Source organism: Acidovorax soli (assembly GCF_014207955.1).
Classification (GTDB): domain Bacteria; phylum Pseudomonadota; class Gammaproteobacteria; order Burkholderiales; family Burkholderiaceae_C; genus Acidovorax; species Acidovorax soli_A.
Genome location: NZ_JACHLK010000002.1, coordinates 782,196 through 796,025, shown reverse-complemented (window position 1 = coordinate 796,025; position 13,830 = coordinate 782,196). Strand labels below are relative to the sequence as shown.

Below are 13,830 nucleotides of genomic sequence, written 5' to 3'. Positions count from 1 at the left end.
TCGAAAGAAAGCACGATGAGCCATTCCACCGCATTCGCTTCGCAGGCCGACCTGGCCGAGAAGAAGACCAGCTTCACCCAGCTGTCCGCCAACGCCTGGGCCTACACCGCCGAGGGCGACCCCAACTCGGGCGTGATCGTCGGCGACGACAGCGTGATGGTCATCGACGCCACCGCCACCCCCGTGATGGCCGCCGCGCTGGTGCGCCGCATCCGCGAGGTGACGGACCTGCCCATCCGCCACGTGGTGCTCACGCACTACCACGCCGTGCGCGTGCTCGGCGCCGCGGGCTTCGTGCCCGAAGGCGCGGTCAACGTGATCGCCAGCCGGGCCACGCGCGACCTCATCGTGGAGCGCGGAGCCGAAGACATGGCCTCGGAGATCGGGCGCTTTCCGCGCCTGTTCCAGGCCCAGGAAAGCATTCCCGGCCTGACCTGGCCCACCCTGGTGTTCGAGAAGGAGCTGACCCTGCACCTGGGCAGCCTCGAAGTGCGCCTGCTGCACCTGGGCGCCGGCCATACCAGCGGCGACAGCATCGCCTGGATCCCCTCGCAGGGCATCGTGTTCTCGGGCGACCTGGTGGAGTTCAATGCCGGCGTCTATACCGGCGACGCCCACCTGGCCGCCTGGCCGGACACGCTGGACCGGCTGGCCGCCCTGCAGCCCCAGCAGCTCGTACCGGGCCGTGGCCCGGCGCTGCGCACGCCGGCCGACAGCCTGAGCGCCATCGCCTACACGCGAGATTGGGTGCAGACCTTGCTGCAGTGCGCACGCGATGGGGTGGCCGCAGGCCACACGCTGCAGCAGGTCTATGCCGACACGCGGCGCGTGATGGACCCGGTGTTCGGCCAGGTCTTCATCTACGAGCACTGCATTCCCTTCGATGTCTCGCGCGCCTACGACGAAGCCCGGGGCATCGCCAACCCGCGCATCTGGACCGACGTGCGCGACCGCGAGATGTGGGCCGCCATCCAGTCCTGAACAACAGTCCCGACGCCAACGATTTCCCAGCCACCTCCCCATGAAACTCGCCACCCTCCGAAACCACCACCGCGACGGGCAGCTCGTGGTCGTCAGCCGCGACCTGCAGCGCATGCGCGCCGTGCCCGAATGCGCCACCCTGCAGGCCGCCCTGGACCAGTGGGACGCCATGGCGCCCGTGCTGCAGCGTGTTGCCGACGAACTTGCGGCCGGGCAGGGGCCCTTCGAGGCCTTTCGCCCCGAGGCCTGCGCCGCGCCGCTGCCGCGCGCCTACCAGTGGCTCGATGCATCGGCCTACCTCAACCACGTGGAGCTGGTGCGGCGCGCGCGCGGTGCCGACATGCCCGAAGAGCTGCGCCGCGAGCCGCTGATGTACCAGGGCGGGTCGGACGACTTCCTGGGCGCCCACGACCCCATCGAGGCCGCCGACGAGGCCTTCGGCATCGACCTGGAGGCCGAGGTCATCGTCATTACGGGCGATGTGCCCATTGGCTGCAGTGCCGAGGCCGCGCTGGGCCGCGTGCGCCTGGTGGGCCTGGCCAACGACGTCACGCTGCGCCACCTGGTGCCGCCCGAAATCGCCAAGGGCTTCGGCTTTCTGCAGTCCAAGCCCGCCACGGCGTTGTCGCCGGTGCTCGCCACGCCCGACGAGCTGGGCCCGCACTGGCGCGCCGGCAAGCTGCACCTGCCGCTGCTCTCCGAGCTCAATGGCGAACGCCTGGGTGCGCCCGATGCCGGCGTGGACATGGACTTCGACTTCGGGCGGCTGATCGCCCATGCCGCGCGCACGCGCCGCCTGGTGGCCGGCACCATCGTGGGCAGCGGCACCGTGTCCAACCGCGACCCGGCCGCGGGCGTGAGCTGCCTGGCCGAGCGCCGGGTGCGCGAGCAACTGGGCGGCGCGAGCGCGCTCACCCCCTTTCTGCGCAGCGGCGACCGGGTGCGCATCGAGATGCGCGACCCCGATGGGCACAGCCTGTTCGGCGCCATCACGCAGACCGTGCGCACAGGGGTGGCGGCATGAGTGCAGGGCAGGGCCTGCGCCTGCACACCTACTTTCGCAGCTCAGCGGCGTTCCGGGTGCGCATTGCGCTGGAGCTCAAGGGCCTGGCCTGGGAGCCCGTTCCCTGGCAGCTCGCGGCCGGCGCGCACTGCGGCGAGGCCTACCGCGAGATCGCGAGCTTCGGCCTGGTGCCGCTGCTCGAAATCGACGGGCTGCGCCTGCAGCAGTCCATGCCCATCATCGAATACCTCGATGCGCGCTTTCCGGCCGTGCCGTTGTTGCCCGCGGCTGAGCCTGAGAAGGCCCGGGCGCGCGCGCTGGCCCAGCTCGTGGCCTGCGAGATCCACCCGCTCAACAACCTGCGCGTGCTCCAGTACCTGCGCGGCACCCTGGGCCTGCCCGAGGCCGAGGTCGGCACCTGGTACCGCCACTGGTGCGCCGAAGGCCTGGCGCGCATGGAGACCGAGCTGAACCGCGTGCCCGCCAGCGGCGACTATGCGCTGGGGGCGTCGCCCTCCATCGTCGACTGCTTTCTGATCCCGCAGCTGTTCAACGCGCGGCGTTTCGAGCTCGACCTGCAGCCCTATGCCCGTGTGCGCCACATCGAACAGGCCTGCATGGCGCTGCCCGCATTCCAGCGCGCCCAGCCCGCCAGCCAGGCCGACGCCCGCTGAGAAAAAACCACCAAGGAGACCTCCGATGAAACCCACCCCCGCGTTTGCAATGTCCGCACGACGCTCCCTGCTCGCAGCGGCCTGCCTGCTGCCCCTGTCCCGTCTGGCGCGCGCCAACGGCGCCGACACCCGGCCCATCGAATGGGTGGTGGGCTATGCCGCCGGCGGCGGCTCCGATGTGGTGGCCCGGTTGCTGGCAGAGTCCATGGGCAAGTCACTGGGGCAGGCCATCGTCATCGTCAACAAGCCCGGCGCGGCGACCAACATTGCTGCCGACTATGTGGCGCGTTCGCGCGAACGCGGCCGCATGCTGTTCAGCGGCGACTTCGCGACGCTGGCGGCCAACCCCGCGCTGTTCGAAAAGCTCAGCTACGACGCGGCCAAAGACCTTGCGCCGGTGGGCATGATGGCGCGTTTTCCGCTGATCCTGGTGGTCGCACCCCGTGTGCAGGCCGGCAACTTCAAGGAGTTCCTGGCCTGGGCCAAGGCCCACCCGCAGGGCGTGACCTATGCCTCGCCCGGCGCCGGCACGGCCCACCACCTGGCCACCGAGCTGCTGCGCGAGCGCACGGGCCTGAACCTCGTGCACGTGCCCTACCGAGGCGCTGCGCCTGCGGTGCAGGACCTGCTGGGCAACCAGGTCGATTTCATGCTCATCGACTCGGCCAGCGGGCTGCCGCACATCGCGGGCGGCAAGCTGCGCGCGCTGGGGGTCACCACCGAGCAGCGCACCCGCGTGCTGCCCCAACTGCCCACCCTGGCCGAGCAGGGGCTGGCCGGGTTCGACGCCTATTCGTGGCAGGGCCTCACGGTGCCCACGGCCACCGCGGCCGACGACGTGAAGCGCTTCAACGCCGCCCTGGTCGCGGCCCTGCAGTCCGAGGCGGTGCAGGCCAAGCTGCTCGCCATGGGCGTGGAGCCCACGCCCGGCACCGCGCAGCAGATGGCCAGCTACGTGGCGACCGAGCGCGAGCGCTGGGGCAAGCTGATCCGCGAGCGCGGCATCAAGGTCGATTGAGGTGCCCGTGACTTCCACTGCGATCCGATACGACGATCTCGTCGAGTCCGTTGCTGCTGCGCTGCAGTACATCAGCTACTACCATCCACCGGACTACATTGCCCACCTGGCGAGGGCCTATGAGAGGGAGCAAAGCCGGGCCGCGAAGGATGCGATGGCGCAGATCCTGGCGAGCAGCAAGATGAGCGCCATCGGGCGGCGCCCCGTATGCCAGGACACGGGCGTCGTGAACGTGTTCCTGAAAGTGGGGATGGATGTCCGGTGGGCGGGGTTTGAGGGGACCCTGGACGATGCCATCAATGCCGGTGTGCGGCGCGCCTACACCGATCCCGCCAATCCGCTCCGGGCGTCCGTCGTGGCAGACCCCCAGTTCGAGCGCAAGAACACCAGGGACAATACGCCCGCGGTGATCTTTGCCGAGATCGTTCCTGGCAACACCTTGGAAGTGTTCATCGCCGCCAAGGGGGGAGGAAGCGAGAACAAAAGCCAGTTCGCCATGCTCAATCCTGGCGACAGCGTGGTGGACTGGGTTCTCAAGGCGGTCCCCACCATGGGCGCGGGATGGTGCCCTCCGGGCATGCTCGGGATCGGCATCGGCGGCAGTGCCGAGAAGTCGATGGTCATGGCCAAGGAAAGCCTGATGGACGACCTGAACATGTACGAGCTGCAGGCCAAGTCCTCGCGCGGCGAAAAGCTCGACAAGGTCGAGGAAATGCGCCTGGAACTGTACGAGAAGGTCAATGCCCTGGGCATCGGCGCCCAGGGCCTGGGCGGTCTGACCACGGTGCTGGACGTGAAGATCAAGATGTACCCCACGCACGCGGCCAGCAAGCCCGTGGCCATGATCCCCAACTGCGCGGCCACGCGCCACGCCCACTTCGTGATGGACGGCTCGGGCCCGGTGTACATCACCCCGCCCTCGCTGGACCTGTGGCCCAACGTGAACTGGGCGCCCGATTACAACAAGAGCAAGAAGGTCAACCTCGATACCCTGACCAAGGAAGAAGTGGCCAGCTGGAAGCCCGGCGACACCCTGTTGCTCAACGGCAAGATGCTGACCGGGCGCGACGCCGCGCACAAGCGCATCCAGGACATGCTGGCCAAGGGCGAAAAGCTGCCCGTGGACTTCACCAACCGCGTGATCTACTACGTGGGCCCGGTGGACCCGGTCAAGGACGAGGCCGTGGGCCCGGCCGGCCCGACCACCGCGACGCGCATGGACGGCTTCACCGAGATGATGCTGGCCGAAACCGGCCTGATCGCCATGATCGGCAAGTCCGAGCGCGGCCCGGTGGCCATCGAGGCGATCAAGAAGCACCAGAGCGCCTACCTGATGGCCGTGGGCGGCGCCGCCTACCTGGTGAGCAAGGCCATCAAGAAGGCCAAGGTGCTCGGTTTTGCCGACCTGGGCATGGAAGCCATCTACGAATTCGACGTGGTGGACATGCCGGTGACGGTGGCCGTGGATGCCGGCGGCACCAGCGCCCACATCACGGGGCCGGCGGAGTGGCAAAAGCGCATTGCGGCCGGCACGCGCAAGACAATCACGCTTGAGAGCGTCTGACGTACAAAGGAAATGGCGATGTTCGATGAACGGGATTTGGCGGCCACCCGCCCGGCAGGCATGGAGAGCGAAGAGTGGCGCCTGCGCGTGCAACTGGCGGCGTGCTACCGCGTGTTCCACGAGCGCGGCTGGAGCGAGGAGATCTTCAACCACATCACGCTGAGCGTGCCTTCGCACGCGGCCCACTACCTCATCAACCCGTTCGGTCTGCACTATGGCGAGGTGACGGCGAACAACCTCGTCAAAATCGACCTGCAGGGCAATCCGGTGGGGGAGGCCGGCTACCCGGTCAACCGCGCCGGCTTCGTGATCCACAGCGCGATCCACGGCGCGCGGGCCGACGCGCACTGCATCATGCACACCCACAACACAGCGGGCGTGGCCGTGTCGTGCAAGGAAGAGGGGCTGAAGTTCAACAACTTCTACTCGGCCTTCCTCAGCGGCAACGTGGCCTACCACGACTTCGAGGGCATCACCGTGCACCCAGGCGAGCAGGACCGCCTGGTGCAGAGTCTGGGCAGCAGCAACTGCCTGATTCTGCGCAACCATGGCCTGCTGGTGACGGGCCGCAATGTACCCGAAGCCTTCTACTTCAATTACGTGCTGCAGCGCGCCTGCGAGGTGCAGGTGCTGGCCGACTCCATGGCCGGCTCCAATGTGCCGATTGCCGCCCAGGCGCTCGCGGTCTCGTCGCGCGACGTGGGCCTGACCGACCCGGACAACGACCTGTACGCCAAGCTGTTCTGGGCCGCGGTGCGCAGGGCAGGGCTGACCCTCTATGACCTGGTGCAGGCGCCGGCATAAACTCCGGGGCCTTTGAAGAGGCTTTGAGATCCGGGCCAACGCAGTTTCGATCCGTTCCATTACAAACAATGAGGAGACCGACCATGACCGCATCCACATCCCTGTCGCGCCGCGACATCCTGCAATGGACCCTGGCCGGTGCCGCAGGCACGCTGCCCTTCATGGCCCAGGCCCAGGCCATCGACACCGTGAAGATCCTGGCCGGCTTTGCCGCCGGCGGCACGGTGGACACCCTGGCGCGCCGCGTGGCCACCCAGATCACGGGCGGCTACGCCAAGTCGGCTGTGGTGGAGAACAAGACCGGCGCGGGCGGGCAGATCGCCATCACCACGCTCAAGGCCGCCCCGGCCGACGGCGCCACGCTGCTGGCCACGCCCATGTCCATGCTGGGCATCTACCCCCATACCTACAAGAAGCTGCCCTACGACCCCGTGGCCGACGTGACCCCGGTCTCGCTGGGCGTGGTGTTCGACATGGGTTTTGCCGTGGGCCCGCAGGTGCCCGCATCGGTCAAGACCGTGCCCGAGTTCCTCGACTGGTGCAAGGCCAACCCCACGGGCGCCAACTTCGGCTCGCCCGCGCCGGGCTCGGTGCCGCACTTCGTGGGCGAACTGATCAGCCGCGCCGGCAAGGTGGACATGCGCCACGTGGGCTTTCGCGGCTCGCAGCCGGCCATTCTGGACCTGCTGGGCGGGCAGATCGCGGCCGTCTCGGCGCCCGTGGGCGAGTTCTTGCCGCACCTGCAGGGCGGCAAGATCCGCGTGCTGGCCACCTCGGGCGCCACGCGCAACAAGTTCATGCCCAACGTGAGCACGCTGATCGAGCAGGGCTACAAGGACATGGCCTACAACGAATGGTTCGGCTTCTTCCTGCCGGGCAAGGCGCCGGCCGAGCTGGTACAGAAGGCCAACGCCGCCATCCGCACGGCGCTGGCCGACAAGGATGTGGTCGCCGGGTTGGCCGCCATGGGGCTGGAGGCGCGCTCGTCCACACCGGCCGAGCTGGCGGCGCTGCTCAAGGCCGATGGCGAGCGCTGGGGCCCCATCGTCAAAGCCATCGGCTTTACGGCCGAGTCGTAAGCCGCTGAATGCCGTGGTGCACCGGCAGGTTCATTGCGGCAGCTGCAACAGCACCAGGGCCGCGCTGAGCTCGGCCTTGCGCTGCGCCGCCTCTTCCTGGCGTATGGGGGCGTTGGCGCGCTGGTGCGGCTCGCGCGCATTGAGGCGGCGGCCCTTCATCTCGCTGCCCAGCGCAATGCGCTCGTTGATGAACTCGCCATAGCCGATCTGGCCCACATAGAGCCGTGACAGCAGCACGGTGGTGCGGGAGTTTTCCTCCTCCACGAGGTCGGCGTACGCGGGCGGTGCATTGCGCAGGCGGAACTCCGCCCCCGCGTTCACACAGTCCTTGCGCAGGCCGGCCCAGGCCTGGATGGCCCGCCTTTCATCGGGCGTGGGCGTTGCCATGCTGGTGCGCAGGGCGGGGGGCGCGGCTTCGGCGTCGGCAACACTGGCCAGCCGGGGCTTGAGCACCGAGAGTGCGGCATGCTTGTCGAGGCCGGCCAGGCAGGCGGCCGTGGGGTCTTCCGCCGCCGTGCGCTGTACCGGTGCCGGCCCGGTGCCACTGCAGCCTGCGACGGCAAGGCACGCCATGGCAAAACAAAGCGCTTTCATTTTCTTGCCTTTCTTTCCAACGGTCGATGCTTCACTCTACCCAAACGGTGGCCCGAAATGGAAGGGGCGAAACGGGGTCGCGCTGTCCTCCTACAGCCCCTGGAGCCACCCGAGGGGCGGCGCCTGCTGCGGTGGGTGTGGGCGATGGGGTCGCCTCCTACAAGAGGTGTCGCAACCCTTCTGGACCGATCCGAAAAGCACCTGCAAAACCCTTTGCCGAACACCCGCCGTGAGGGCCCGGCCGAAGTCCTGCGCCATGCCCCCCGGCCTCTCTCTGGTCACGCCGGCCGGAATGCTTCGGCTGCGGCGGCTGTGTTGAGGGCTTCTCTCAGCCGCTTGATCTTTCCGCCTTCCGCGATGAGCAGGCCTGCATAGGTCTGCCGGTATGGCCGCCCGGACGCAGCGACCTTGGCGTCCACCGCGTATTCGGCAAACGCCCTCTCCGGCGTTTCGATCCAGAACTGGATGTCGCCAAAGCCAAAGTCCGGCACCTTCGCCAGCAGGCCTGCAATGAGCCGGCCGATGGCGTCGCGCCCTTCGGCGCGGACCTGGATCCAGGGCAGTTCGAGCACGCCGTCTTCGGCAAACAGGCTGGCGGCGGCCTCGGGCGTGCGTATGGCGGCCAGGTAGGCGCGCAGCAGTTCCGGGGCGGTTGGCAGGGTGGGCTCCTGGTTCATGGCGTCCTCACACCTGGGCCTGGCCGCCATCGGCGAACAGCTCGATGCCGTTGACGAAAGCCGAGTCGTCGCTGGCGAGGAACACGGCAGCCTTGGCGATGTCTTCCGGCTGGCCCATGCGGCCGAGCGGCACCTGGGTGGTCAGGTAGTCGAGCAGGCCTTGCTGCTGCGCGGCGTCCGGGCCTGCGAGTTCCACGAGACCCGGCGTGTGGATGGGGCCGGGCGACAAGGTGTTGATGCGGATGGCGCGGCCCTGGAGGTCCAGGATCCAGCTGCGCGCCAGGTTGCGCACGGCCGCCTTGGTGGCGCTGTAGATGCTGAAGTTGGCGGTGCCGAGCACGCTGGTCGTCGAGCCCGCCAGGATGACGGAGGCGCCGGCCGTGGCCGCGTCCAGCAGGGGCAGCGCCTTCTGCACCGTGAACACCACGCCCTTGACGTTGCGGTCAAAGGTGTCGTCGTAATGCGCCTCGGTGATGCTGCCCAGCGGGAGCATGCTGCCGCCGCCCGCGTTGGCATAGAGGACATCCAGGCGGCCGTGCTCGGCTTGCACCTGGTCATAGAGCCGATCCAGGTCCGCCAGCTTCGTGGAATCGGCTTGCACGCCGCGGGCCTGGGGACCTATGGCGGCCACGGCCGCATCGAGTTCGGCTTTGCGGCGCCCCGTGATGTAGACCGTCGCGCCTTCGGCGGCAAAGGCCTTGGCGGCGGCCAAACCGATGCCGGTGGTTGCACCGGTGACAACAGCCACCTTGCCTGCGAGTTTCTGGACCATGAGATTTCTCCGTGATGGGTTGGTAGAAGCCTCAAGCGTAAATAGTTCGTTTAATGGAATAAATGGTGAAATCTATTCAATACAATTCATGGTGGTGAATAATCGAAGCCATGGACCAGCTGCTTGCCTTGAAGGTATTCGTGCGGATCGCCGAAAACGGCGGCTTCTCGCGCGCCGCCGATTCGATGAACATTCCCCGTCCCAGCGTGACCAAGCTCGTGCAGGATCTGGAGCAGCACCTCGGTACCCGGCTGCTGCAGCGCACGACCCGGAGGGTCAGCATGACGGCCGATGGCGTGGCCTATTACGAGCGCGCCAAGAGGCTCATTGCCGAGCTGGAGGACATGGACCAGTTGGCCAGGGGCGCAAGTTCCCAACTGCGGGGGCGCTTGCGGGTGGACGTGGGCTCCGTGCTGGCCAACCGCATCTTGATTCCTGCGCTGGCGCAGTTCCGGGCGCGGTATCCGGGCCTGCAGCTGGAACTGGGCGTGAGCGACCGCCCGGCGGACATGATCAGCGAGGGTGTGGACTGCGTGGTCCGCGGCGGAGACCTGCCCGACTCCACCCTGGTGGCGCGGCGCCTGGCCGATCTGGCCTGGGTGACATGCGCCTCGAAGGAATACCTGGCGGCGCACGGAGAGCCCCGGCATCCCGATGACCTGCTGGCCCTGCACCCAGTGAATGGGCGCCCGGTGCATACACTGGCGGGCTATTTCTCGTCCCTGAGCGGTCGCGCCTTTCCCCTGGAATTCCACCGGGGTGGCGAACGGCTGCTCGTCAAGGCCGGCGAGGCCGCCTCCGTCAACGAAAGCACGGCCCATCTCAACGTGCTGGTGCATGGGCTGGGCATCGGCCAGACCTTTCGCTTCGCCGCAGCCAAGTATTTGTCCGATGGAACACTCAAGGAGGTGTTGACCGATTGGTCCCGCCCCGCCCACACCATCCGTCTCGTCTACCCCAGCAGCAGGCAACTGAGCGCAAAGATCCGCGCGTTCTCAGATTGGGCGGCGGATGTGTTCACGCGTTACGACGATGGCCCCTCGGGCGGTGCAAGGTGATCGCGCAAAAACGAAAGCGGCCTGCGGGCCGCTTGCTGGGTGCCGCGTAGCGGCCCTCAGATCTTGTCGATGGCCTTCTTCACGGCCTCCTTGGCATCGCCCACCTTGGCCTGGGTCTTGCCCACCGCCTGGTCGGCCAGGCCCTCGCCCTGCAGCTTGGGGCTGTCCACGAGCTTGCCCGCGGCTTCCTTCACCTGGCCCTTGATGTCAGTCGCACGTCCTGCGATTTGGTCCTTGTTCATGGTTCGCTCTCCTTGGTTGGCACCGCCAAACATGCGGCACCCCAAGAATGGGCCCACCGCGGGCGCCTGGCTGTCGGAGAGCGGCCCATCCGCGCGTCGGGCAGGGCTGCGCTGTGCCTCAACCGGGGCGGGCGGCGGCGCTGGTGTCCACGGCCCGCAGGGCCGCGTGGATGCGCGCGGTGATGTCCGCATGCGGCACCATGGGCCGCAGCGCCGGCACATGCGCGCGCCCGATGTTGCCGATGGGCAGGCGCTGCAGCAAATGCCCAAGCGGTACCAGGGCCAGGCGCAGCAGTTGGCCTGCCACTTCGCGCCCGTCGCGCAGTTGCAGCGCGTAGCGCAGCATGGCGGTGTGCGAGCGCCAGTGCAGGCCCAGCGTGGTCTGGCCCAGCACGTGGGCGGCCTCCAGCCAGGGCCAGCGCGCGGCCGGTGGCTCGCCGGCGCTGGCCTCGAAGCGCGCCAGCAGGTGCGCGAACGCCTGGGGCTGCAGCATGGGTGCGGGTGGGGCGGGCAGCAGGGCGCTCATGCCACAGCCCCTGCGCGCTCGCGTGCCCATTGCACCCAGCGCCGCTGCCGGTGGCGGTAGAACACCCAGGCAAAGGCCGCGCTCAGCGGTGTCATCAGCCAGGGCAGGTAGCGCGCCCGCACAAAGACCTCATCGGTGTAGCAGGTGCGCTCGGGCATGCCTGGCGTGCCGGGCAGGCTGTGCACGGTGATGCGGTGGTCCCACACGCGCATGAGCTGGCCCGTGCCGTTGTCGCGCAGCAGCGGCCAGGCGCCCGGGATGTCGGGCGCATGCACGCTGATGCGCGCGGTCTGCCGGCCCATGGGCAGCAGGCCGAAGAGGGCAAAGCGCAGCTCGGTGTCGCCCATCGGCCAATGCGCGGGCCAGGCGCCCTGCACCGTGCCAAAGCGCAGCAGCGGCGCTGTGATGTGACGGAACAGCGCCGTGGTCTGCAACTGGGCGGCCACCCATGCGGCCGGGGCGGGCAGGGTGGTGGTCAGGCAGATGCGCAGGCTGCCGGGCGGGCGCGGCAGGGTGGAGGCGGGTGGGCCCATCTCGCTGGTGCCCAGGGCGGCGGCCACGGCGGCTTGCGGGTCGGTGGGGTGGTGGTTCATGCGTCTGCCTGATTGTTGGATGGAACAGGGTTGCCTTCGGTGCGCAGCATGCGCAGGCCGTTGGCCACCACCAGCAGGCTGGCGCCCATGTCGGCGAACACCGCCATCCACATGGTGGCCTGGCCCGCCAGCGCCAGGCCGAAGAACACGGCCTTGATGCCCAGCGCCAGCGTGATGTTCTGCACCAGCACGCGGTGGGTGCGGCGCGACAGGCGCACCGTCTCGGCCACGCGGCGCAGGTCGTCGTTCATGATCACCACATCGGCCGTTTCCATGGCCACGTCGGTGCCGGCCGCGCCCATGGCAAAGCCGATGTCGGCCCGGGCCAATGCAGGGGCATCGTTGATGCCGTCGCCCGCCATCGCGGTCATGCCGTGCTGTTGCTGCAGGGCGGCGATGGCGGCCAGCTTGTGCTCGGGCAGCAGGCTGGCCTGCACCTGGTCGATGCCGGCCTCTTTGGCGGCGGCCTGGGCAGCGGCGGCATGGTCGCCGGTCAGCATCACGGGCACCACGCCCAGGGCCTTGAGGTCGGCCACGGCCTGCACAGCCTGCGGGCGCAGGGTGTCGGCCACAGCGAACAGGGCGCGCACGGCATCGGCGTCGGCCAGCAGCGTGACGCTGCGGCCCTGCGCTTCATGCGCTGCGGCGGCGGCCTCGACCGCGTCGGTCCACAGGTTGCGCTCCTGCATCAGGCGGCGGTTGCCCAGTTGCCAGGTGGTGCCGGCAATGCGGCCCTGCACGCCGCGCCCGGCCAGGGCGGTGAAGTCCTCCACTGCAGGCAGGTCGGCGCCAGCGCCGTCCCCCAGCCCGGCCGCGATGGCCTTCGATACCGGGTGGTCCGAACGGCCGGCCAGCGCACGCGCCACATCGGTGGCGGCATCATCACCCAACTGCGCCTGGCCCACCAGCACGGGTTTGCCCGCGGTGATGGTACCGGTCTTGTCGAAGGCCACGGCGCGCAGGCCGCGCGCCTGCTCCAGCCAAGCCCCGCCCTTGACCAGAATGCCGCGCCGCGCCGCCGCGGCCAGCCCACTGACCACGGTGACGGGCGTGGAGATCACCAGCGCGCAGGGGCAGGCGATCACCAGCAGCACCAGCGCGCGGTAGATGGCATCGAGCCAGGCCCAGCCCAGCACCAGCGGCGCACCCACGGCCACCACCACGGCCAGCACGAACACGGCAGGCGTATAGACGGCCGCAAAGCGGTCCACAAAGCGCTGCGTGGGCGCGCGGCTGGCCTGGGCTTCTTCCACCGCGCGGATGATGCGGTCCAGCGTGGTGTGGCCCGCCGCTGCGGTCACCTGCATGGTCAGCTCGGCCTGGGCGTTCAGCGTGCCGGCGTAGAGCTTGTCGCCGGGCACCTTGTCCACGGCCAGGCTTTCGCCGGTGACGCTGGATTCGTCCACCGCGCTGCGCCCGGTGGCCACCGTGCCGTCCAGCGGCACCCGGCCGCCCGGGCGCACGCGTACCGTGGCGCCCACGGCCACCTCGGCGGCGGGCAGGGTCTGCCACTGGCCGCCGGGCTGCTGTACCTCGGCCTGGTCCGGGCTCAATGCCAAAAGAGCGCCGATGGCGTTGCGCGCCCGGCCCACCGCCCCTTCCTCGATGCGCTCGGCCAGGGCGTACAGGGCCATCACCATGGCCGCCTCGGGCCACTGGCCGATGGCGAAGGCCCCGGTGACGGCCACGGCCATCAGCGTGTTGATGCCCAACTGCCCGCGCAGCAGCGATTTCAGGCCCGCCTTGTAGATGCCCAGGCCTGCCAGCAGGATGGCCACCGCCGCCAGCCCCATGCCGGCGTAGTGCCATAGGGGCGTGTCGGGCCCCAGCAGGTGCGCCAGCTCGGCCGCCAAGGCCGCCGCCAGCGATGCTCCTATACGGCCCCAGCCGGGCAAGGCGCTGTGGTCGTGGCCTTCATGGCCGTCTTCAGCGCCATGGCCATGGCCATCGTGGTCCTGCTGGTCGTGGCCCTCGGTACCATGTGCGTGTGCATGCGGTGTGGCCGCTGCCTTGGCAGATGGCGCATCGGCCGAGCAACTGCTGCCGGGGGCGCAGCAGGAGACATTGATCTGCGGCGCGCGGCGCGCAGCCGATGACGCCTTGGGCACGGGCAGGGCCACCGCCACGGGGGTGGATGGCGCGGGTGGGCCTTGCGGATGGGGGCTTCGGCTCGACTCGGTTGTCATGGTCTTTTCCTTTGCGGGGGCGGGTTGCGATCCGCCATGCCATGATTGGAATCCTTGAA

General features: G+C 68.9%; 15 protein-coding genes. 8 read left to right on the top strand and 7 right to left on the bottom strand.

Features of this window, described 5'->3' with window-relative positions:
• Positions 1–15 precede the first annotated feature (15 nt).
• The 7 genes from HNP48_RS08150 to HNP48_RS08120 all read left to right on the top strand — a co-directional run bounded on the left by HNP48_RS08150 (position 16) and on the right by HNP48_RS08120 (position 7,123).
• Positions 16–981 carry an MBL fold metallo-hydrolase gene (locus HNP48_RS08150; RefSeq protein WP_184856375.1) on the top strand — a complete coding sequence of 322 codons (966 nt, stop codon included), beginning with the start codon at positions 16–18 and terminating at the stop codon, positions 979–981.
• Between the two features lie 40 nt (positions 982–1,021).
• Positions 1,022–2,005, top strand: a complete 984-nt coding sequence (locus tag HNP48_RS08145) for a fumarylacetoacetate hydrolase family protein (protein ID WP_184856374.1) — start codon at positions 1,022–1,024, stop codon at positions 2,003–2,005.
• The gene (gene maiA, locus HNP48_RS08140; RefSeq protein WP_184856373.1) at positions 2,002–2,658 is read left to right on the top strand and encodes a maleylacetoacetate isomerase; all 657 of its coding nucleotides are present in this window, start codon (positions 2,002–2,004) and stop codon (positions 2,656–2,658) included. The genes HNP48_RS08145 and maiA overlap by 4 nt, the downstream gene beginning before the upstream one ends.
• A gap of 25 nt (positions 2,659–2,683) precedes the next feature.
• Positions 2,684–3,676, top strand: coding sequence for a tripartite tricarboxylate transporter substrate binding protein (locus HNP48_RS08135; protein ID WP_184856372.1), 993 nt, complete (start codon positions 2,684–2,686; stop codon positions 3,674–3,676).
• A 7-nt stretch (positions 3,677–3,683) separates the two neighbouring features.
• Positions 3,684–5,240, top strand: a complete 1,557-nt coding sequence (locus HNP48_RS08130; protein ID WP_184856371.1) for a fumarate hydratase — start codon at positions 3,684–3,686, stop codon at positions 5,238–5,240.
• An 18-nt stretch (positions 5,241–5,258) separates the two neighbouring features.
• A complete protein-coding gene (locus tag HNP48_RS08125) occupies positions 5,259–6,044 on the top strand; it encodes a class II aldolase/adducin family protein (RefSeq protein ID WP_184856370.1) in 786 nt (261 codons plus the stop codon).
• Between the two features lie 83 nt (positions 6,045–6,127).
• Complete coding sequence (locus tag HNP48_RS08120) at positions 6,128–7,123, top strand: Bug family tripartite tricarboxylate transporter substrate binding protein (protein ID WP_184856369.1); 996 nt, start codon at positions 6,128–6,130, stop codon at positions 7,121–7,123.
• A gap of 30 nt (positions 7,124–7,153) precedes the next feature.
• On the opposite strand, the gene HNP48_RS08115 is transcribed toward HNP48_RS08120, so the two are convergent.
• The 3 genes from HNP48_RS08115 to HNP48_RS08105 form a co-directional block, all read right to left on the bottom strand.
• Positions 7,154–7,696, bottom strand: a complete 543-nt coding sequence (locus tag HNP48_RS08115) for a hypothetical protein (protein ID WP_184856368.1) — start codon at positions 7,694–7,696, stop codon at positions 7,154–7,156.
• Between the two features lie 299 nt (positions 7,697–7,995).
• Positions 7,996–8,394, bottom strand: coding sequence for a nuclear transport factor 2 family protein (locus HNP48_RS08110; RefSeq protein ID WP_260420138.1), 399 nt, complete (start codon positions 8,392–8,394; stop codon positions 7,996–7,998).
• A gap of 7 nt (positions 8,395–8,401) precedes the next feature.
• Positions 8,402–9,166, bottom strand: a complete 765-nt coding sequence (locus tag HNP48_RS08105; protein ID WP_184856367.1) for an SDR family oxidoreductase — start codon at positions 9,164–9,166, stop codon at positions 8,402–8,404.
• Between the two features lie 110 nt (positions 9,167–9,276).
• Here HNP48_RS08105 and HNP48_RS08100 point away from each other — a divergent pair, with 110 nt between their 5' ends.
• The gene (locus tag HNP48_RS08100) at positions 9,277–10,224 is read left to right on the top strand and encodes a LysR family transcriptional regulator (protein ID WP_184856366.1); all 948 of its coding nucleotides are present in this window, start codon (positions 9,277–9,279) and stop codon (positions 10,222–10,224) included.
• Positions 10,225–10,280: 56 nt separating this feature from the next.
• On the opposite strand, the gene HNP48_RS08095 is transcribed toward HNP48_RS08100, so the two are convergent.
• The 4 genes from HNP48_RS08095 to HNP48_RS08080 all read right to left on the bottom strand — a co-directional run bounded on the left by HNP48_RS08095 (position 10,281) and on the right by HNP48_RS08080 (position 13,771).
• Positions 10,281–10,466: a CsbD family protein gene (locus tag HNP48_RS08095; protein ID WP_184856365.1), complete on the bottom strand. Its 186-nt coding sequence runs from the start codon at positions 10,464–10,466 to the stop codon at positions 10,281–10,283.
• Positions 10,467–10,584: 118 nt separating this feature from the next.
• Positions 10,585–10,992: a DUF3703 domain-containing protein gene (locus HNP48_RS08090; RefSeq protein WP_260420137.1), complete on the bottom strand. Its 408-nt coding sequence runs from the start codon at positions 10,990–10,992 to the stop codon at positions 10,585–10,587.
• Positions 10,989–11,585: a hypothetical protein gene (locus HNP48_RS08085; protein ID WP_184856364.1), complete on the bottom strand. Its 597-nt coding sequence runs from the start codon at positions 11,583–11,585 to the stop codon at positions 10,989–10,991. Before HNP48_RS08085 ends, HNP48_RS08090 begins: the two co-directional genes overlap by 4 nt.
• Positions 11,582–13,771 carry a heavy metal translocating P-type ATPase gene (locus HNP48_RS08080; protein WP_184856363.1) on the bottom strand — a complete coding sequence of 730 codons (2,190 nt, stop codon included), beginning with the start codon at positions 13,769–13,771 and terminating at the stop codon, positions 11,582–11,584. Before HNP48_RS08080 ends, HNP48_RS08085 begins: the two co-directional genes overlap by 4 nt.
• Positions 13,772–13,830 lie beyond the last annotated feature (59 nt).